This window comes from Qipengyuania sp. YIM B01966, assembly GCF_016461955.1.
Taxonomy (GTDB): Bacteria; Pseudomonadota; Alphaproteobacteria; order Sphingomonadales; family Sphingomonadaceae; genus QFOP01.
On sequence record NZ_JADMNM010000010.1, the window covers coordinates 48,959 to 66,179 of the forward strand.

Annotated in this window: 18 protein-coding genes; 7 read left to right on the top strand and 11 right to left on the bottom strand. The window is 67.0% G+C overall.

Annotated features, from left to right (window positions below):
• Positions 1-906, bottom strand: coding sequence for a prephenate/arogenate dehydrogenase family protein (locus tag ILT46_RS10700; protein ID WP_199504636.1), 906 nt, complete (start codon positions 904-906; stop codon positions 1-3).
• Complete coding sequence (locus ILT46_RS10705) at positions 903-2,012, bottom strand: pyridoxal phosphate-dependent aminotransferase (protein ID WP_199504637.1); 1,110 nt, start codon at positions 2,010-2,012, stop codon at positions 903-905. The genes ILT46_RS10700 and ILT46_RS10705 overlap by 4 nt, the downstream gene beginning before the upstream one ends.
• Before the next feature lie 69 nt (positions 2,013-2,081).
• Between ILT46_RS10705 and metX the strand changes: the two genes are divergently transcribed.
• Complete coding sequence (gene metX / locus ILT46_RS10710) at positions 2,082-3,182, top strand: homoserine O-acetyltransferase MetX (protein ID WP_199504638.1); 1,101 nt, start codon at positions 2,082-2,084, stop codon at positions 3,180-3,182.
• Positions 3,179-3,766, top strand: a complete 588-nt coding sequence (metW, locus tag ILT46_RS10715; protein ID WP_199504639.1) for a methionine biosynthesis protein MetW — start codon at positions 3,179-3,181, stop codon at positions 3,764-3,766. The genes metX and metW overlap by 4 nt, the downstream gene beginning before the upstream one ends.
• A gap of 21 nt (positions 3,767-3,787) precedes the next feature.
• On the opposite strand, the gene ILT46_RS10720 is transcribed toward metW, so the two are convergent.
• The 4 genes from ILT46_RS10720 to ILT46_RS10735 all read right to left on the bottom strand — a co-directional run bounded on the left by ILT46_RS10720 (position 3,788) and on the right by ILT46_RS10735 (position 7,341).
• Complete coding sequence (locus tag ILT46_RS10720) at positions 3,788-4,657, bottom strand: sigma-70 family RNA polymerase sigma factor (protein WP_199504640.1); 870 nt, start codon at positions 4,655-4,657, stop codon at positions 3,788-3,790.
• 125 nt (positions 4,658-4,782) lie between these two features.
• Positions 4,783-5,766, bottom strand: a complete 984-nt coding sequence (locus ILT46_RS10725; RefSeq protein ID WP_199504641.1) for a peptidoglycan-binding protein — start codon at positions 5,764-5,766, stop codon at positions 4,783-4,785.
• Positions 5,767-5,794: 28 nt separating this feature from the next.
• Positions 5,795-6,229 (bottom strand): hypothetical protein, encoded by a 435-nt coding sequence (locus tag ILT46_RS10730; protein ID WP_199504642.1) that lies wholly within the window; start codon positions 6,227-6,229, stop codon positions 5,795-5,797.
• Between the two features lie 44 nt (positions 6,230-6,273).
• Positions 6,274-7,341 (bottom strand): ribonucleotide-diphosphate reductase subunit beta, encoded by a 1,068-nt coding sequence (locus ILT46_RS10735; RefSeq protein ID WP_199504643.1) that lies wholly within the window; start codon positions 7,339-7,341, stop codon positions 6,274-6,276.
• A gap of 176 nt (positions 7,342-7,517) precedes the next feature.
• On the opposite strand from ILT46_RS10735, the gene ILT46_RS10740 reads away from it, so the two are divergent.
• A complete protein-coding gene (locus ILT46_RS10740; RefSeq protein WP_199504644.1) occupies positions 7,518-7,850 on the top strand; it encodes a hypothetical protein in 333 nt (110 codons plus the stop codon).
• A gap of 27 nt (positions 7,851-7,877) precedes the next feature.
• Here ILT46_RS10740 and ILT46_RS10745 read toward each other — a convergent pair whose 3' ends face one another.
• The 5 genes from ILT46_RS10745 to ILT46_RS10765 form a co-directional block, all read right to left on the bottom strand.
• On the bottom strand, positions 7,878-8,411 hold the full coding sequence (locus ILT46_RS10745) for a hypothetical protein (protein WP_199504645.1): 534 nt from the start codon (positions 8,409-8,411) through the stop codon (positions 7,878-7,880).
• A 116-nt stretch (positions 8,412-8,527) separates the two neighbouring features.
• Complete coding sequence (locus ILT46_RS10750; RefSeq protein ID WP_199504646.1) at positions 8,528-10,573, bottom strand: ribonucleoside-diphosphate reductase subunit alpha; 2,046 nt, start codon at positions 10,571-10,573, stop codon at positions 8,528-8,530.
• Positions 10,574-11,027: 454 nt separating this feature from the next.
• Entirely contained in the window at positions 11,028-12,149 is a 1,122-nt protein-coding gene (gene ppk2 / locus ILT46_RS10755) for a polyphosphate kinase 2 (protein ID WP_233397195.1), read from the bottom strand.
• 135 nt (positions 12,150-12,284) lie between these two features.
• Positions 12,285-13,889 (bottom strand): L-aspartate oxidase, encoded by a 1,605-nt coding sequence (nadB, locus tag ILT46_RS10760; protein WP_199504647.1) that lies wholly within the window; start codon positions 13,887-13,889, stop codon positions 12,285-12,287.
• Between the two features lie 293 nt (positions 13,890-14,182).
• A complete protein-coding gene (locus ILT46_RS10765) occupies positions 14,183-15,133 on the bottom strand; it encodes an ABC transporter ATP-binding protein (RefSeq protein ID WP_199504648.1) in 951 nt (316 codons plus the stop codon).
• Between the two features lie 131 nt (positions 15,134-15,264).
• On the opposite strand from ILT46_RS10765, the gene ILT46_RS10770 reads away from it, so the two are divergent.
• From ILT46_RS10770 to ILT46_RS10785, 4 genes are all read left to right on the top strand, one after another.
• Positions 15,265-15,804, top strand: coding sequence for a DUF4402 domain-containing protein (locus ILT46_RS10770; protein ID WP_199504649.1), 540 nt, complete (start codon positions 15,265-15,267; stop codon positions 15,802-15,804).
• A gap of 55 nt (positions 15,805-15,859) precedes the next feature.
• On the top strand, positions 15,860-16,141 hold the full coding sequence (locus tag ILT46_RS10775) for a zinc-finger domain-containing protein (protein WP_199504650.1): 282 nt from the start codon (positions 15,860-15,862) through the stop codon (positions 16,139-16,141).
• Between the two features lie 73 nt (positions 16,142-16,214).
• Entirely contained in the window at positions 16,215-16,637 is a 423-nt protein-coding gene (locus tag ILT46_RS10780) for a hypothetical protein (RefSeq protein WP_199504651.1), read from the top strand.
• An 84-nt stretch (positions 16,638-16,721) separates the two neighbouring features.
• Positions 16,722-17,180, top strand: a complete 459-nt coding sequence (locus ILT46_RS10785; protein WP_199504652.1) for a CHRD domain-containing protein — start codon at positions 16,722-16,724, stop codon at positions 17,178-17,180.
• The last annotated feature ends 41 nt before the right edge of the window (positions 17,181-17,221 follow it).

Here is a 17,221-nt window from a genome sequence, read left to right on the forward strand (position 1 = left end):
TCAATGGTCAGATCGCCCGAAATCGGGCCGAGCATCGTCCTGCCCCTGTTCGATCACCTGCCGGCGGATCGCGCGGGTGCGAGTAAACAGGTCGAACAGCGCATCGCCGTCACCATTGCGGATCGCCCGCTGCAAGGCGGTGAGATCCTCGGTAAAGCGGCCGAGCATTTCGAGCACCGCGCCGCGATTGGCGAGAAACACGTCGCGCCACATGGTCGGATCGCTCGCCGCGATGCGGGTGAAATCCCGGAAACCGCCGGCCGAATATTTGATTACCTCGCTCTCGGTGACCTGTTCGAGGTCGGAAGCGGTGCCGACGATTGTATAGGCGATGAGATGCGGGATGTGGCTGGTCACCGCGAGGACCAGATCGTGATGGTCGGCATCCATCACCTCGACCCGCGCGCCTAGCGCTTCCCATAAGGCGCTGAGCCGGGCGAGGCTGGCAGGATCGACCTCGGGGCCGGGGGTGAGGATGCACCAGCGGCGGCGGAACAGTTCGGCAAAGCCCGCATCCGGTCCGCTGCGCTCGGTCCCGGCCACAGGGTGGGCGGGTATGATCTGATGCCCCGGCAGCGCCGCCGCCAGCGCGCGGGCGACTGTCCCTTTGGCTGATCCGACATCGCTGATAATCGCGTCCTCTCGCAGCGCCGGGGCAATCTCGGCCGCGACCGACGCCATGGCGCCCACAGGGACGCACAGGATGACCAGATCGGCACCTACCACGGCCTCTGCGGCACTCTCGACAACGCTTTGCGTCAAACCGCGCTGTTGAGCCCGTGCGCGGGTTGCGGGATCGGCATCATACCCGATGGTCACCGTGCCGGGCAGCGCCTCGCGCATCGCAAGGCCGATCGAGCCGCCGAGCAGCCCGAGACCGATCAGGACGACGCGCTCGAAGCTCATGGAGCCCCGCACGCCGCGGCCAGCGCGCCGGCCACCGCAGCCATATCCGCCGCGCTGCCGATGGTAATCCGCAAGGCATCAGGCAGCCCCTGACCCGGCAGATGACGCACGGCATAGCCCGCCGCATTGATCGCCGCGAGCGCGGCAGCCGCGCTCAGCCGCCCTTCAAACAGCACCAGCACGAAATTGCCCTTGCTTGGCACCGCGCGTAGCCCGTGATTGCCGAGCGCCGCGATCGCAGCGCAAAATCGCGCCCCTTCGGCGAGATTGTGATCGCGCGATTGCTCGACAAAGGCCTGATCGGCCAGCGCCGCAACCGCCGCGAGCTGGCCGTGCGTGGTCACGTTGAACGGCCCGCGGATCGCGCCGAGCGTGGCAATCAGCGCGGGCGCCCCGGTCGCCCAGCCGATCCGTTCGCCGGCAAGCCCGTAGATCTTCGAAAAGGTTCGTGTGACCAGCACATTTTCGTGTTGCTCAGCCAGTGCGAGCCCGCCATCATCCTCGCCCGGTGCAAGATATTCGGCATAGGCCTGGTCGATCACCAGCAGCACCTCCGCCGGCAGGCCGGCGTGCAGCCGGGCCATCGCCTCTCTGTCGATCCAGGTGCCGGTCGGGTTGTTCGGATTGGCGACAAACACCACGCGCGTCGCCGGGGTAACGGCAGCCAGCAGCGCATCGACATCGGTGCCGTATTCGCGATCGGGCGCGATCACCGGCGTCGCCCCGCAGCGGCGCGCGGCGATATCGTAGACGGCAAAGCTGTAACGAGTGAACAGCACCTCGTCGCCCGGCCCGGCATAGGCCTGCGCCGCGAGATTGAGCAATTCATCCGATCCGGTGCCGCAGACGATGCGTTGCGGATCGATCATGTGCAACGCCCCGATGGCGGCCCGCAGCGCGGTGCTGTCGGGATCGGGATAGTGCGCCAGATCGCCCGTTGTGGACAGCGCCGCCAGCGCGACCGGGCTGGTGCCGAGCGGGTTCTCATTGGCCGACAGCTTGATCAGCGCCCGCCCGTCCGCCGCCTTGGCCGCGCCCGGCACATAGGGCGCGATGGCGGCGATCCACGGTTTGGGCGAAGGCTGGCGGTCGGGCGCGGGGGTCATGGCGCGCCGCGATAGCGCGGCTTGGCCGCGATTGACAGCCTGTGCCCCCTCCCGCAATCGGGAGCCTTCATGGATGCGCCCCTGCACAGCCCGGTCTATCGCCTGCCCGCGCCGCTGCCGCTCGATAGCGGGCGCGTGCTCGATGGCGCCGTCATTGCGTATCGCACTTATGGCGAGCTGAACACGGCGCGCGATAACGCCATCCTCGTGTGCCATGCGCTGACGGGCGACCAGTATCTTGCCGACCCGCATCCGCTGACCGGGAAGCCCGGCTGGTGGACCCGGATGGTCGGGCCGGGCCTGCCGATCGATATAGCCCGCTATCACGTGATTTGCGCCAATGTCATCGGCAGCTGCATGGGTTCGACCGGGCCAGCGAGCATCGCGCCAGCAAGCGGGCAGCCCTACGGGCTCGACTTTCCGGTGATCACCATCCGCGACATGGTCCGCGCGCTGGTTGCGCTGCTGGACGGGTTGGGGATCGCGCGCCTGCACGCGGTGGTCGGCGGATCGATGGGCGGGATGCAGGCGCTGAGCCTTGCCGCCAATTTTCCGACGCGGGCCGCGCGGGTGCTGGCGATTGCCACCACGGCGCGCCATTCGGCGCAGAACATCGCCTTCCATGAAGTCGGGCGGCAGGCGATCATGGCCGATCCGGCCTGGGCGGGCGGCGCCTATTACGCCGCCGGCCGCGCGCCCGATGCCGGGCTCGGCGTGGCGCGGATGGCAGCGCACATCACCTATCTGTCGGAAGACGGGTTGACCGACAAGTTCGGCCGCCGCCTGCAGGACCGCGATGCCAAGACCTTCGGCTTCGATGCGGACTTTCAGGTCGAAAGCTATCTGCGCCATCAGGGTAGCGGCTTCACCCGCCGGTTCGATGCCAATTCGTACCTCTATATCACCCGGGCGATGGATTATTTCGATCTCGCCGAGGAACATGGCGGGCGGCTGGCGGATGCCTTTGTCGGCTGCGACGCGCGGTTCTGCCTCGTCAGTTTCGACAGCGACTGGCTGTATCCGACGGCCGAATCGCGGCACATCGCGCACGCGCTCAACGCTGCCGGGGCGCCGGTCAGCTTCGTCGAGCTGAGCGCACCGTTCGGACATGACAGCTTCCTGCTCGACGTACCGGCGCTTGATCGGGTGGTGGCGGGGTTCCTCGGATGAGCGCGGCGCTGCGCCCGGATCTCGCCATCATTGCCGCACAGATCGCGCCGGGCGCGCGGGTGCTCGACATCGGCTGCGGCGATGGGGCGCTGATGGCGGCGCTGGGTGCGCGCGGGGTCGATGCGCGGGGGATGGAGCTAGACGGGGCCTGCGTCGAACGCTGCGTCGCGCGTGGGTTGTCGGTGATGCAGGGCGATGCCGACCGCGACCTTGCCGATTATGGCGATGGGGCGTTCGATTACGCTATCCTGTCGCAGGCCTTGCAGACCATGCACCGCCCGGCCGATGTGGTCGAACAATTGCTCCGCATTGGCAAGCGGGCCTTCGTCAGCTTCCCGAATTTCGCCCATTGGCGCGTGCGGGCGAGCTTGCTGTGGAGCGGGCGGATGCCGGTGACGCGGCTGCTACCCGTGGCGTGGTACGAGACGCCCAATATCCACCATGTCACCGTGCGCGATTTCCGTGCCTTTGCCGCCCAAAGGGGCATCCGGGTCGAACAGGCCTGGTTCCTCAGCGGCGACCGGCTGACCAGCCCGGCGGCGGCGGGCTGGCGGGCCGAGCACGCGGTGTTCCTGCTCGGTTGAACAACAGTCCGGTCTGGCCGCTCAGGCGTGGCCGGCGACCGGCCCTTCGGCGACCAGCTGGAAACGCGGATCGCGCTGCGACAGCCCGGCCATGCCGCGCGCCGCGCGCCGGCTGATCTGGCGGATCCGTTCGCGGGTAAGCCCGGTATCGGACGAGATCTGGTACTGGCTGTCCTGTTCGAACAGGGTCCGCACCACGATCAGCCGGTCGCGTTCGAGCCGTTCCTCCAGCCGCTCGATCTCGCGCGGATCGATGAAGGCGTTGCCGGCGCGAAAGCCCACCGGCAGGTCGGGCCGCTGCTCGCGCACCAGCGCCTTGCACGGCCGCGCGCGTTTCTTGAGCTGCTTCATCGCGGCGGCGCGGTCTTCGGCGATATAGGCATCGATCAGCGCCGCCGTGGCCGAGCGCGCGAGATAGGCGCTGGCGCCGGCTTCAGCCATGTCGAGCGCGCCTTCATCCTCCAGCGTGTCCTCGATCGTGGTGCTGCCCTCGCCGCTGTCGCCGCCGACCAGCGTGCTGAGCGAAATGGTGCTGGCCGCGACCTTGCGGGCGGAGGGGCGCTGATCGGCCATCAGGCGGAAGCGCAGGCCCTGCAGTTCGCCGCGCAGCTGCCAGTTGATATGGGTGGTGAACTTGGCCTTCTCCGGATCGTAGCTGGCGAGCGCGGTATGGACCGCGATGGCGCAGACCTGTTCGGCATCGTCCCAGTGGTCGGCCAAGCCGTATTGGCGGATGAAATGGCGGATGCGCGGCGCGATCAGGGTCAGGATACCGCTGAACAGCCGGTCATATTCGGCGCGTTGCCGGGCGCCGGGCGCATCGCCCGCAGCGGCGCGGTTGGCCAGCGCGGCCAGCACCAGCTCCTCCAGTTTGCGCGTGGTCTTGGACATTTTTCGAACCCCCGTCAGGACACGTCCCGTCGCGTGTCGAAGGGGAGAATGCGGCGGTTATGGGTAAGACCTCTTTGCCCAAGGCCCCCGTGCTTTTGCGTAAGGGGTAATACGCAGCACGGGGGTCAGAGTGCGTAGCGGTCGGGGCGGATCTTGCGCGTGATATAACTGCCCAGCCATTCTCGGTGCGCCGCCGCCGCGCTGCCGCTGGCGGCAATCCGCCGCGCGGCCGCATCGCTGCCGATCTGCGCCGCCAGCAGCACCCGCGCGCGCCCTTCGCCGATCCCGCCGCGCAGGAAGGTAAGCGCATCGCCCAGGCCGAGATGATGCGCCAGATAGGCCGCGCGCGCCTGCCCTTCCTCGCCCGCGCCGATCGCGGCACCCGACCGCGCCAGCCGGTCGAGATTGCCGCGCGCGAAATCGGCAATGCTCTCGATCGAGGCCACCGGATCATAACGCATCGCCAGCACCCGTGCGCGCGCCTGTGGCAGCACGCGCCCCGCGCCATCGGTCAGCCCCGCCTCGCGCACGCGCTGGGCCAGCCAACTGCCCGGACGCGCGGCGAGGTCGAGCCAGGTGCCGGCGAGAAACTGTCCCAGCCCCGCCGCGCTCGAGCGGGGGTTGCGCGAATGGGTGTTCCAGCGCCCGTCGGGGTGCTTGCCGGCCTCGGCATCGATAATCGCCGCCAGCGCGGATGGGGCGAGCCCGGTGCGCTCGGCCGCAGCATTGAGCGCCGGCGCCAGCGCCGCATTCGGCCCCAGACCGGCGCCGGCGACAGAGGGTGGGGTGGACGTCGCAGCGGACACGGCAGCGAGCGGCACGAGCGGCACGGGCGGCGGCGTTTCCGGCTCCTGCGGAACAGGCGGCGACGACAGCGCCGCGATCATCGGCCCGCCAACCGCGCAGCTGTGGCGGCAATCCTGCCCCCCAAAACCGAGCAGATCGGCGGCCTGCGCCCTGCTGCCGGCCCGATCCCCCTCATCATCGCCCAGCGCCGCCTGCCACAGGCGCTGGCTCATCTCGCTGCGGGCCTGCGCATAGATCAGCTGCGCGCGCTGCGCGGGGCTAAGGCCGGCCGCCACATCGCGCTGTGTGACCGCGCCGCTCATGCTGCGCGCCCCGAAAGCGCCGCACCAGCTATCGTCGCGCGGATAAACTGCGCCCCGCCCAATCGTCAGCCCGTGTTTGCTCACGCCGGTCAGCGGCGCGGCGGAGCTCGGCGCGGTAGCGTTCCGCCGCTTGGGCCAGCGCATGATGTTCGCCAAGCAGTTCGGCTGCGGCGCGGCGGGTGGCCGCTTCGCGCCGTTCGGCCGCGTCCACCTCCCGCGCCAGCGCCGTCCGGCGCGCGCGGCAGAGTTGGCGGAAACCATCAGCGGGCAGCGCGCCGTCATCCAGGGCGCAGGGTCGCAACAGCTCGGCGCGATAGGTGCCGGCCAGTTCGGCAAGCTCGGCCTGCAAACGCATACACTCGGCGCTTTCCGCCCCAGCCGCGCACGCAGTGCCGAACTGCCGCCCACGCGCGGTGCGTATCAGGTCAAGGTGTGCGGCGAGCGGGCTGTCAGAAGCGAACATAACGAGATCTTCTGGTCCCTGTCCGCCGTGGCGTCAACCTTATCTCACTCCGCCGCCACGCCCTTGGCTTCGAACATGTCCGGCTCGCCCGCATCGGCGCCGGCCTCGTTGGCTGGCTCGACCTCGCCCCGGCGGGCGGACTGGCGCTTGTCGAAGCTGGCCCAGACGTCCTGCCAATTGCCCTTGGTCGCGCCTTTCGAATATTCGGTCGCGCGGGTTTCGAAGAAGTTGGCGTGCTCCACTCCGTTCAGCAGCGGGGTCAGCCAGGGCAGCGGGTGGTCCTCGATCAGGAACTGCTTGGGCAGACCCAATTGCTCCAGCCGCCAATCAGCGATGTAGCGGATATAGCGCTTGATCTCGCCCGCGGTCATGCCGGGGACGGGGCCGTCCTCGAAGGCGAGGTCGATGAAGGCATCTTCCAGCCGCACCGTCTTCATGCAGCAATCGATGATATCCTCGCGCACCGTCTTGGTCAGGCAGTCGCGTTCCGTGACGAAGGCGTGGAACAGGCGGGTGATGCCTTCGCAATGGAGGCTCTCGTCGCGCACGCTCCAGCTGACGATCTGCCCCATCCCCTTCATCTTGTTGAAGCGCGGGAAGTTCATCAGCATGGCGAAGCTGGCGAACAGTTGCAGCCCTTCGGTAAAGCCGCCGAACATCGCCAGCGTGCGGGCAATATCCTCGTCGCTGTCGACGCCGAATTGCTGCAGATAATCGTGCTTGGCCTTCATCTCCTCATATTCGAGGAACATGCCATATTCGCTTTCGGGCATCCCGATCGTGTCGAGCAGGTGCGAATAGGCGGCGATGTGGACCGTTTCCATGTTGCTGAACGCGGCCAGCATCATCTTGACCTCGGTCGGCTTGAACACGCGGCCGTATTTCTCGTGGTAGCAATCCTGCACCTCGACATCGGCCTGGGTGAAGAAACGGAAGATCTGCGTCAGCAGGTTGCGTTCGTGCGCCGAAAGGTTCTGCGCCCAGTCGCGGCAATCCTCGCCCAGCGGCACCTCTTCGGGCATCCAATGGATCTGCTGCTGGCGCTTCCAGAAATCGTAGGCCCACGGATATTCGAAGGGCTTGTAGGTCTTGCGGGCTTCGAGCAACGACATCTTGTGTCTCCGTGGGCGTGATCGCGAACCTCCACTATACGGAAAATCGCCGGCGATTCGATAGCGAAGTGGGGCGAGGAAGTGGGGGATAAAGCGCGAACATTGGGGGCCGGCGCGATCGGCGGAACGGGGGCGGGGCCCGGTGCGTTGTCGCCCCAGAGGAGAGCGACACCGCGATGACCATGCCCGACCCCCACCCTGCCGAAATCTCGGGCGAGGACGCCCCGCTGGAAAACACCGCCGAGCCGACGCCGGCGGTCAAAATCGCGGCGACGGGCACTGACCGCGAGCTGGCAGGGGCCGATCGCACGCCCGCATCACCGCAGCGCCAGCCGCCGCCCGAACGGCCACGCCCGTCCCTGGCAACCCGCCCGGACCGGACCGGGCCGGCGCCCGCCGCTGATGAGGCTGCACCCCTGGACAAGAACAGCCCCGCCCCCGCGCCGCGCCCGGTCGATGGCGGGCAACTCGACGAACCGCAGGAAGGCGAAGGCCGCCAGATGGACTAGGCGGCGCGCCGGCCGCCCCGGCGCGGATTACTGGCGGGTCTGGTTACCCGGGATTTCGCCCGGCCTGGGCGGCACCCCGGGCTGCGCTGCGGGCGCCGCCGGCTCACCCGGGGCAGCCCGCTCTTCAAGCGCCTTGACCGCGCCGGCAGGTTGCGGCTTTTCGCCAGTGACCACCGACCCGGCCTGCGTGCCGGCGGCCGCGCGCGGATCGCCGCCGCCCGGCGCAACGCCTTCGCCGCCATCGACCGGCAGCGGGGTCACTTCGGCGGGCGCGCCGTCGAGCGCCGGGTCGCGCTTGAACACCATGCCCGCAAGACCCAGCGTCGATACGACCAGCCCGATAATCCCCAGCACGTGCAGCGCGAGCGAGGCCCACATCGTGGTGTGGCTGGCGCCGTGCCCTTCGGACCGGCGGTCGACAATCACCTCGCCATCATGCGCATCGCGCCGGCGCTTGCCGAACATTTCCGCGAGCGTCGGGATGTTGGTGATCAGATGCCCCGCCGTCCCGAGGAACAGCAATGCCGAAATCAGCATCACCCAGATAAACGGATTTCCCATGCCAACTGCCCCTTCAAAACCCTGCCCGGCGCGGATGCTCCCCGCCCTTGCCCTATCTCATGCCAGAACCGCAAAGCCCTGTCTTTGATCCAGCGCATGATCGGGCGAGGCGGCCCTCACTGGCAGCTCAGACATTCCTCGTAATCGGTTTCGCCGCCCACCGGGGCGACCTCGATGCGCGGGGCGTCGGAGGTGTTGTCGGCTTCGACCCCGCCGGCGAACCCGGCGCGCTGGACCGATTTCGAGCGCAGGTAATAGAGCGACTTGATGCCCTTCTCCCACGCCTGGAAGTGCAGCATCATCAGATCCCATTTGTCGACATCGGCGGGGATGAACAGGTTCAAACTCTGCGCCTGGTCGATGAACGGCGCGCGGTCGGCGGCGAATTCGAGCAGATAACGCTGATCGATCTCGAAGCTGGTCTTGAACACCGCCTTTTCCTCGGCCGTCAGGAAATCGAGGTGCTGGACCGAGCCGCCCTTCTCGAGGATCGAGTTCCACACATTGGTCGAATCCTTGCTCTTCGCAGCGAGCAGCTTTTCGAGATAGGGGTTCTTGACCACGAAGCTGCCCGACAGCGTCTTGTGGGTGTAGATATTGGCCGGGATCGGCTCGATGCAGGCGCTGGTGCCGCCGGCGATGATCGAGATCGAGGCGGTCGGCGCGATCGCCATCTTGCACGAAAACCGCTCCATCGCGCCCATGTCCTCGGCATCGGGGCAGGGGCCGCGTTCATTCGCCAGCACCATCGAAGCTTCGTTTGCCGCGGTGCTGATGTGCTTGAACATCTTGAGGTTCCACACCTTGGCCATGGCGCTTTCCATCGGCAGGCCCTTGGCCTGGAGGAAGGAGTGGTAGCCCATCACGCCCAATCCGACCGACCGTTCGCGCGCGGCGCTATACTTGGCCCGCGCCATCTCGTCGGGCGCGCGATCGATATAATCCTGCAGGACATTGTCGAGGAAGCGCATGACGTCCTCGATAAAGGCCTTGTCGCCGGCCCATTCGTCCCAGGTTTCGAGGTTGAGCGAGGACAGGCAGCACACCGCCGTGCGGTCATTGCCGAGATGGTCGCGACCCGTCGGCAGGGTGATCTCGCTGCACAGGTTCGAGGTCGAAACCTTGAGCCCCAGATCGCGGTGATGCTTGGGCATCATCCGGTTCACCGTGTCGGAGAAGACGATATAGGGCTCGCCGGTGGCAAGGCGGGTTTCGACCAGCTTCTGGAACAGGCTGCGGGCATCGACCTCGCCGCGCACGCTGCCATCGCGGGGGCTGCGCAGCGCGAATTTGGCGCCATTGCGGACCGCTTCCATGAATTCGTCCGTCAGCAGCACGCCGTGATGGAGGTTCAGCGCCTTGCGGTTGAAATCGCCGCTGGGTTTGCGGATTTCGAGGAACTCCTCGATTTCCGGATGGCTGATGTCGAGATAGCAGGCGGCCGATCCGCGCCGCAGCGAGCCCTGGCTGATCGCCAGCGTCAGGCTGTCCATCACCCGCACGAAGGGGATGATGCCGCTGGTCTTGCCGTTCAGGCCAACCGGCTCGCCAATCCCGCGGACATAGCCCCAATAGGTGCCGATCCCGCCGCCGCGGCTGGCAAGCCAGACATTCTCGTTCCAGGTGCCGACAATCCCCTCGAGGCTGTCATCGACCGAATTAAGATAGCACGAAATCGGCAGGCCCCGCCCGGTCCCGCCATTCGACAGCACCGGGGTTGCCGGCATGAACCACAGCCGGCTGATATAGTCGTACAGCCGCTGGGCATGATCCTGATCGTCGGCATAGGCATCGGCCACGCGGGCGAACAGATCCTGATAGCCTTCGCCCGGCAGGAGATAGCGATCATCGAGCGTCGCCTTGCCGAAATCGGTCAGCAGCGCGTCGCGGCTGGCATCGATGACAATGGTGAAGCGGCGATCGTTGACCTTCCTGGAATCGCTTTCGGCCGGGGCGACAGAAGCTGCCGCCGCCAGTGCCGCACCGGCCAGCGCGGCGGCGCCATCGGCGGTTACCAGCGCTTCGCTACCCTTGTCGCTGCGGTCCATCGTCATCGCGCTCGTCCTTGCCATGTCAGGGGCCCGCTCAGGCGCGGTGGTGGCGGCGGCTGTATCGTCATGATCAAGATGCATCGCCGTCTGGTCCCCGGTTCTCAATTCCATTCCCACCCCCGTTTGGGCGGGACCTCATGTTCCCGCTCCGTTCGAATCAGGCGGCTGACCGCCCTAGCATCTGCGGGCCCCCGCCGGGCCAAAACTTATCCCCGCCAGCGGGCCCCGAGCCTGTTGACCGGCGCGAATCGGAACGCCGAGATGGCCGGCTTTATCGCCCCGCTCATTACAACCTCTTGTTGGTGCCCCCAGGCGTCCAACCACTAGATAGTGAATCAGACACGACTCGCGCGCAATAGGGTTTGCGGCGGTTAACCGTGCCGGACCGGGCTTCCGCAAGGGTGTGTTAGTCTGCTGCAACGCCGCGACGCGGCGGATTTGCTGGGCCCGCGCGCCGCGCAAGCCGGAAAATGCAATTGGGCAAAAATTTTGCCGGGCAAAGATCGCCGCGCCGCTCTTGGTAGCAATCGAATCGAGCCCGGCAAGTTTGTGCGCCTAGGGGCGCTCAGTCGTCCTTGCCGCCCCGGCCGAAGCGATATTCGCCGCGTTCGTGGATGATGTTGGGCCGGCCGATGATGAGATCGTCAACCTGGCCGATGCGGTCATTGTCCTTGCCCTTGTAGGGCAACGAATGGAGCACATAGCGCATGGCGTTGAGCCGGGCGCGCTTCTTGTCGTCGCTCTTGATCACCGTCCACGGGCTGTCGGCGGTGTCGGTGGCGAAGAACATCGCCTCCTTGGCGCGGGTATAATCGTCCCACTTGTCGAGGCTGGCGAGATCGACCGGCGAGAGCTTCCATTGCTTGAGCGGGTGCACCTTGCGCTCCTTGAACCGGCGGCGCTGTTCTTCCTGGCTGACCGAGAACCAGAACTTGATCAGGTGGATGCCGCTACGCACCAGATTGCGCTCGAATTCGGGGGCCTGGCGGAGGAATTCGCGATACTCCTCCTCGGTGCAGAAGCCCATCACCCGCTCCACCCCGGCGCGGTTGTACCAGCTGCGGTCGAACATGACGATTTCGCCGGTGGTCGGCAGATGTCCGACATAACGCTGGAAATACCATTGGCCGCGTTCGACCTCGCTCGGCTTTTCCAGCGCGACGACGCGCGCGCCGCGCGGATTGAGGTGCTCCATGAACCGCTTGATCGTGCCGCCCTTGCCGGCAGCGTCGCGCCCTTCGAACAGGATGATCACCCGCTGCTGCGCTTCCTTGACCCATTGCTGCAGCTTGAGCAGCTCGGTCTGGAGGATGAACTTCTCGCGCTCGTAATCCTTGCGCAGCATCTTGTATTTGTAGGGATAGCAACCGTCGCGCCAGTCGTCGGCCAGCTCGTTGCTGGTGCGGCGCGGGCGGCCCTCGGGCTTGGGCAGGCCCAGCTCGCGGCGCAGGCGGACGGCATCATCGGGCGCAGCGCCCGCAACCAGCGCGCCGACCCCCTCGCCGGTGGGCGGATTGCCGCCGGCGACCACGCCCTTGGCAGCGGCGACCTCCGCCTCTCGCTTGGCCGCGACCCGCTCGTCGGCCAGCCCCTTGTCGAGCGGCGTCGCGGCGAGCTTGGTCCGCGCCGGGCCGCGCCGGCGGGCAGGCTTGCTGTCCTTGTTCGTACCGGTCTTGCGTGTGGCCATGGGTGCCTCTCCCTCGAATGCGCGACTCGCCGGTTGCGCCGGCTTCAAGCGATCAGTTTCGGCCCGTTGCCAGGGGCCGGTCAATCGGCGAGCGCGCACCCGCTGTTGCGCGCGGTGCAACCCGCGTCAGGGACATCAGGGAACGAGCACGGTATCCCTGGCCACCGCGTCGGTCTGCGGATGGTCGAGCGTATAGTGCAGGCCCCGACTTTCCTTGCGCCTGAGCGCGCTCTGGACGATCAGCTCGGCGCATTGGTGCAGGTTCCGCAATTCGATCAGGTCGGTGGTGACGCGGAAGGCGCCGTAATACTCGCCAATCTCGCGCCGCAAGAGGTCGATCCGGTGCGCCGCGCGTTCGAGCCGCTTGGTGGTCCGCACGATCCCGACATAGTTCCACATGAAGCGGCGGATCTCTGTCCAGTTCTGCTTGATCACCACCTCTTCGTCCGAATCGATCACCCTGCTTTCGTCCCATGCGCGCACCGCCGGCGGCTGGTCGAGTTCGTCCCAGCAGGCGAGGATGTCGCGCGCGGCGGCATCGCCGAACACGAAACATTCGAGCAGCGAGTTGGAGGCGAGGCGATTGGCCCCGTGCAGCCCGCTTTCGGTGCATTCGCCCGCGCCCCACAGGCCCGGCAGGTCGGTGCGCGCATCCACCCCCACCAGCACCCCGCCGCAGGTATAATGCTGCGCCGGGACCACCGGGATCGGCCCGGTGGTCATGTCGATGCCCAGTGATAGCAGCTTGTCGTGGATCATCGGGAAATGCGCCGCCACGAAGTCGGCCGGCATATGGCTGATGTCGAGATGGACATAATCGAGCCCGAAGCGCTTGATTTCGGAATCGATCGCCCGGGCGACCACGTCGCGCGGGGCTAGCTCCATCCGGTCGGCGTCGTAGAACGCCATGAACCGCTTGCCGGTGCGCGGATTGATCAGATGCCCGCCTTCGCCGCGCACCGCCTCGGTGATGAGGAAGTTCTTGGTTTCGAGATGGTAGAGGCAGGTCGGGTGAAACTGCATCATCTCCATGTTCGACACCCGCGCGCCGGCGCGCCAGGCCATGGCGATTCCGTCGCCTGTCGCGCCGCGCGGGGCGGTGCTGAACTGATAGACCCGGCCCGCCCCGCCGGTCGCCAGCACGGTCGCGCGGGCGACATGGGCTTCGACCTGGCCGCTGTCCTGGTCGAGCGCATAGACCCCCCAGACCCGGCCCGAGCCCGAATATTTCTCGGCATGGCGCCCGGTGATAAGGTCGATGCAGGCGCGCCCCGGCAGCAGGGTGATGTTGGGATTGGCCTGCGCCGCGCGGATCAGCGCCTCCTGCACCGCCCAGCCGGTGGCATCGTTGACATGGACGATGCGGCGGTGGCTGTGCCCGCCTTCGCGCGTCAGGTGGAGATTGCCGCTCTCGCGGTTGAACGGCACGCCGAGATCGCACAGCCGGTCGATCGCCGCCGGCGCGCTTTCGATCACGTGGCGCACAACCTCCTCGTCATTGAGGCCGGCACCGGCAATCATCGTGTCGCGCACGTGATCTTCGAAGGTGTCGCCGGCATCGAGCACGGCGGCGATCCCCCCTTGCGCCCAGGCGGTCGAGCCGGTGTCGAGTCCGCCCTTGGCCAGCACCAGCACCTTGCGGGTGGTCGCCAGCGCCAGCGCCGTGGTCAGCCCGGCCGCGCCCGAGCCCACGACGATCACGTCATGCCGCATCGGCGCCTCGTGTCGAACTTCTGTCATTGCCCCGTCATGGCTGTTGCGCAGACGCGCCGCAAGCAGGTGCCGACAGCCGGCGGCGATTCGCGAGCCGGCCGATCGCGGAGGGTCGCGGCTCATGCGTCTGTTGCACTGCCTGCTGAACCGGCACGAGGCTGACCGCAACCGCGTGCGCCCGGCAGCCGATGGCAGCGCCGATCTGACCGGCCAGTGCCGCCATTGCCGCGCCCAAATCCGCCGGCACGCCTATCGGGACTGGCGCCGCGAAAGCGGCTCGCGGGCGGCGGGGCAAAAGCTCAGCGCGGGGCAGCTGACAATCAGCCTGGCTGATCGGCGGTCAGCTGGACGAACACGTCCTCGAGGTCGGCCTCGCGGGTGGTGACGTCCTCGATTGCGTAGCCCAGCGCCTGCAGGCGGGCGAGCACCTGGCCGGCAGTCACCTGCGCCTTGTCGTAAGTGATCGCCACACTGCGTTCGCCCGCCAGCTCGCTGCGCAGGAAGGCCGGGTCGGCCGGCGGAGCAGCAATGTCACGGTCGAGCGTCACCTCGACAACCTTTTCGCCCATCATGCCCACCAGTTCGCGGGTCGGCTTGTTGGCGATCAGCTCGCCATGATTGATGATCGCGATCCGGTCGCACAATTGCTCGGCTTCTTCGAGGTAATGCGTGGTCAGCACCACCGTTACCCCTTCGCCGTTGAGCTGCGTGACCAGTTCCCATAGCTGCCGGCGCAATTCGACATCGACCCCGGCGGTGGGTTCATCGAGCACCAGGATCGGCGGGGCATGGACCATCGCCTTGGCGATCAGCAGCCGCCGCTTCATCCCGCCCGACAGCGTTCGGGCATAGGCGTCGCGCTTGTCGGCCAGATGCACCGCGCGCAGCAGCTCCTCGCTCCGCCGCAGCGCGCGGGCAATACCGTAAAAGCCAGCCTGGTTTTCCAGCACCTCGTAAGGTGTGAAGAACGGGTCGAAAACGATTTCCTGCGGGACAATGCCGATGCTGCGCTTGGCGTTGCGCGGGTGCTCGTCGATGTCGAACCCCCAGATTGCCGCATGGCCACCGGTCTTGCGGACCAGCCCGGCCAGGATGTTGATGATCGTCGATTTGCCAGCCCCATTGGGGCCCAGCAGGCCGAAGATGCCGCCCTGCGGGACGTCGAAGCTGACCCCTTTCAGCGCCAGCTTGCCCTCCGCCTGCCCCTTGGCCGGGGCATAGCGTTTGACGAGATCGCGGATTTCGATGGCGGGTGGGGCAGGCGTGTCCATACGGCCGCCCTAGCGCGGTCTGGCCGCCAGCGACAAGCGGGCGAGCGTTGAGGCGGTGTTAACCATCTGCGTTTGCCCCAGCGTCATTGCTTTCCCGCTAACACCGCCAGTGGATGGGACACGGACGGACATTGTGCGACTGGCGGGGGGCCGCTGCTGCCGGGCTGGCGGGCGCGCTGCTGTGCGCGCCGCTCCAGGCGGCGGCGGGAAGTACGCAAGGCATTGCGACGATCCGCGTGCGCGACAGTCTGCGGGTGATGACGGTCGAAGACCTCGATTTCGGGCGAATCTTTCCCGGCAGCGGGGCGGGAAGCGGCTCGATCACCATCGCCCCTGACGGCTTTGTCAGCACGTCGGGCGGGGTTGTCGCGGTGAGCGGCGCGCATCCGGCAGTGTTCAATATCAAGCGCCGGATCGGCCGCGACTATCTCAATTATCTCGGCCCCGACGGTACCGACACGATCGTACTGACGAGCCGCACCAACCCCGCGCATACCATGCAGGTGACTGCGTTCACGACCGATTTCCAGCGGCGCGGCGGCTTTGGCTTGCCGGCCTATTTCTTCAGCACCGATTTCGACTTCCGGGTCGGTGGCCGGCTGACCGTACCGCCTAACCAGCCGCCGGGGTTCTATGTCGGCACCTTCCGGGTAGAGATAGCCTATCAGTAGGCCCGGCCCCGCGCGGTAATTGCCAAGCACAGTGCGGCGGATTATGCGCGCGCAGATGATCACTCAGCCGCCCGAAACCACCCTGGTCGAAACCGCCCGCGTGTCGTGCGACGGGGCCGGCGCGATCCGCGGCGGCGACCGCTTTGCCGCCGCCGCCTTGGGCCATCCGCGCGTCTGGCTCGAGATCGACGAGCATGGCTTTGTCGATTGCGGCTATTGCGACCGCCGCTTCATCCTCGCCGGCGGCCCTGCCGATCCGGCCGTGACGGGCGAAACGTTCGCACCGAATGACACGGGTGCCGACCCGGCAGACACGCCCGTCCCTCCACCAGCATAATACTCAGCGCCGGTTAAGGATCGCGCGCGCACCATGCGCTGATCAGCGCGTTGTGCGCTGCCGGAGATGTCGCATGGCCCGCCCGATTCGCACACTCGCCGCCTTTGTCCTTGCCGGCCTGATGACCGCTGCCGCTGGCACCGCGGCACAGGCGGATGCGCCGCAGCCGACTCGGGGCGAGGAACGGCTCGCGCGCATGCTCGAAGGGCGTGTACCGGGGGCACCTGAAAGCTGCATCCGCTCGTTCCCGACGATGCAATCGACAGTGATCGACGGCACCGCGATCGTCTTTCGCCAGGGTAACACGCTGTGGGTCAATGTACCGCGCGACGCGCGCTTTCTCGATGATAGCGATGCGTTGCTTACCCGCACCTTCGGCAATCGCCTGTGCAACACCGATATCGTCCATACGTATGACACGATGATCGGAATGCAGACTGGGACGGTATTCCTGACCGATTTCGTCCCCTACCGCCGCGTCCGCACCGCCAGCTGAGCGCCGGAACGCTAGGGCGCCGCAGCGCGTTCTCCTGCCGGGCAGCGCTCATCATGAAGCGGCCCCAGGTGCAGGAGAAGGATGATGACAAAATTCAAGCTGATGGCCGGCGCGCTGGCGCTGAGCGGTGCGGCCATGCTGGGAGGTTGCGCGACGCTGGAAGAAGGCGCGGCCGAACTGGTCGCCGAAACCCGGCACGCGACGCTTACCGGGGCACAGGTGGTGGGACGCGGCGATCCCGATGGCTATGCCACGGCCGATCTCACCGTCACCGATGAGCTCAACCAGGTGTGTTACGACGTCAATAATGTCCGCAATCTGGGCAGCGTCACCTCGGTCCGCATTCACCGCGGCGCCCCCGGTGCAACGGGGCCTGCGGTGCTGAACCTCAGCCAGGCCAATGAGGGCGGCTGGAAGAACTGCGTCGGCCGCGCCGAATGGACCGAAGACCGGATCGAGAGCAACCCGGCCGCCTATTACATCCAGATAAATACGAGCGATTACCCGAACGGCGCAATCCGCGGCCAGTTCGCGTTCAACTGACGAAAACGACACCTGACACGCGGCCGGGCCTTTGTGCCCGG

Excerpts from the sequence above, each read along its gene's own strand:
- ILT46_RS10700 (WP_199504636.1), bottom strand. The coding sequence starts at position 906 with ATGAGCTTCGAGCGCGTCGTCCTGATCGGTCTCGGGCTGCTCGGCGGC.
- ILT46_RS10705 (WP_199504637.1), bottom strand. The coding sequence starts at position 2,012 with ATGACCCCCGCGCCCGACCGCCAGCCTTCGCCCAAACCGTGGATCGCC.
- metX (WP_199504638.1), top strand. The coding sequence starts at position 2,082 with ATGGATGCGCCCCTGCACAGCCCGGTCTATCGCCTGCCCGCGCCGCTG.
- metW (WP_199504639.1), top strand. The coding sequence starts at position 3,179 with ATGAGCGCGGCGCTGCGCCCGGATCTCGCCATCATTGCCGCACAGATC.
- ILT46_RS10720 (WP_199504640.1), bottom strand. The coding sequence starts at position 4,657 with ATGTCCAAGACCACGCGCAAACTGGAGGAGCTGGTGCTGGCCGCGCTG.
- ILT46_RS10725 (WP_199504641.1), bottom strand. The coding sequence starts at position 5,766 with ATGAGCGGCGCGGTCACACAGCGCGATGTGGCGGCCGGCCTTAGCCCC.
- ILT46_RS10730 (WP_199504642.1), bottom strand. The coding sequence starts at position 6,229 with ATGTTCGCTTCTGACAGCCCGCTCGCCGCACACCTTGACCTGATACGC.
- ILT46_RS10735 (WP_199504643.1), bottom strand. The coding sequence starts at position 7,341 with ATGTCGTTGCTCGAAGCCCGCAAGACCTACAAGCCCTTCGAATATCCG.
- ILT46_RS10740 (WP_199504644.1), top strand. The coding sequence starts at position 7,518 with ATGACCATGCCCGACCCCCACCCTGCCGAAATCTCGGGCGAGGACGCC.
- ILT46_RS10745 (WP_199504645.1), bottom strand. The coding sequence starts at position 8,411 with ATGGGAAATCCGTTTATCTGGGTGATGCTGATTTCGGCATTGCTGTTC.
- ILT46_RS10750 (WP_199504646.1), bottom strand. The coding sequence starts at position 10,573 with ATGGAATTGAGAACCGGGGACCAGACGGCGATGCATCTTGATCATGAC.
- ppk2 (WP_233397195.1), bottom strand. The coding sequence starts at position 12,149 with ATGGCCACACGCAAGACCGGTACGAACAAGGACAGCAAGCCTGCCCGC.
- nadB (WP_199504647.1), bottom strand. The coding sequence starts at position 13,889 with ATGACAGAAGTTCGACACGAGGCGCCGATGCGGCATGACGTGATCGTC.
- ILT46_RS10765 (WP_199504648.1), bottom strand. The coding sequence starts at position 15,133 with ATGGACACGCCTGCCCCACCCGCCATCGAAATCCGCGATCTCGTCAAA.
- ILT46_RS10775 (WP_199504650.1), top strand. The coding sequence starts at position 15,860 with ATGATCACTCAGCCGCCCGAAACCACCCTGGTCGAAACCGCCCGCGTG.
- ILT46_RS10780 (WP_199504651.1), top strand. The coding sequence starts at position 16,215 with ATGGCCCGCCCGATTCGCACACTCGCCGCCTTTGTCCTTGCCGGCCTG.
- ILT46_RS10785 (WP_199504652.1), top strand. The coding sequence starts at position 16,722 with ATGACAAAATTCAAGCTGATGGCCGGCGCGCTGGCGCTGAGCGGTGCG.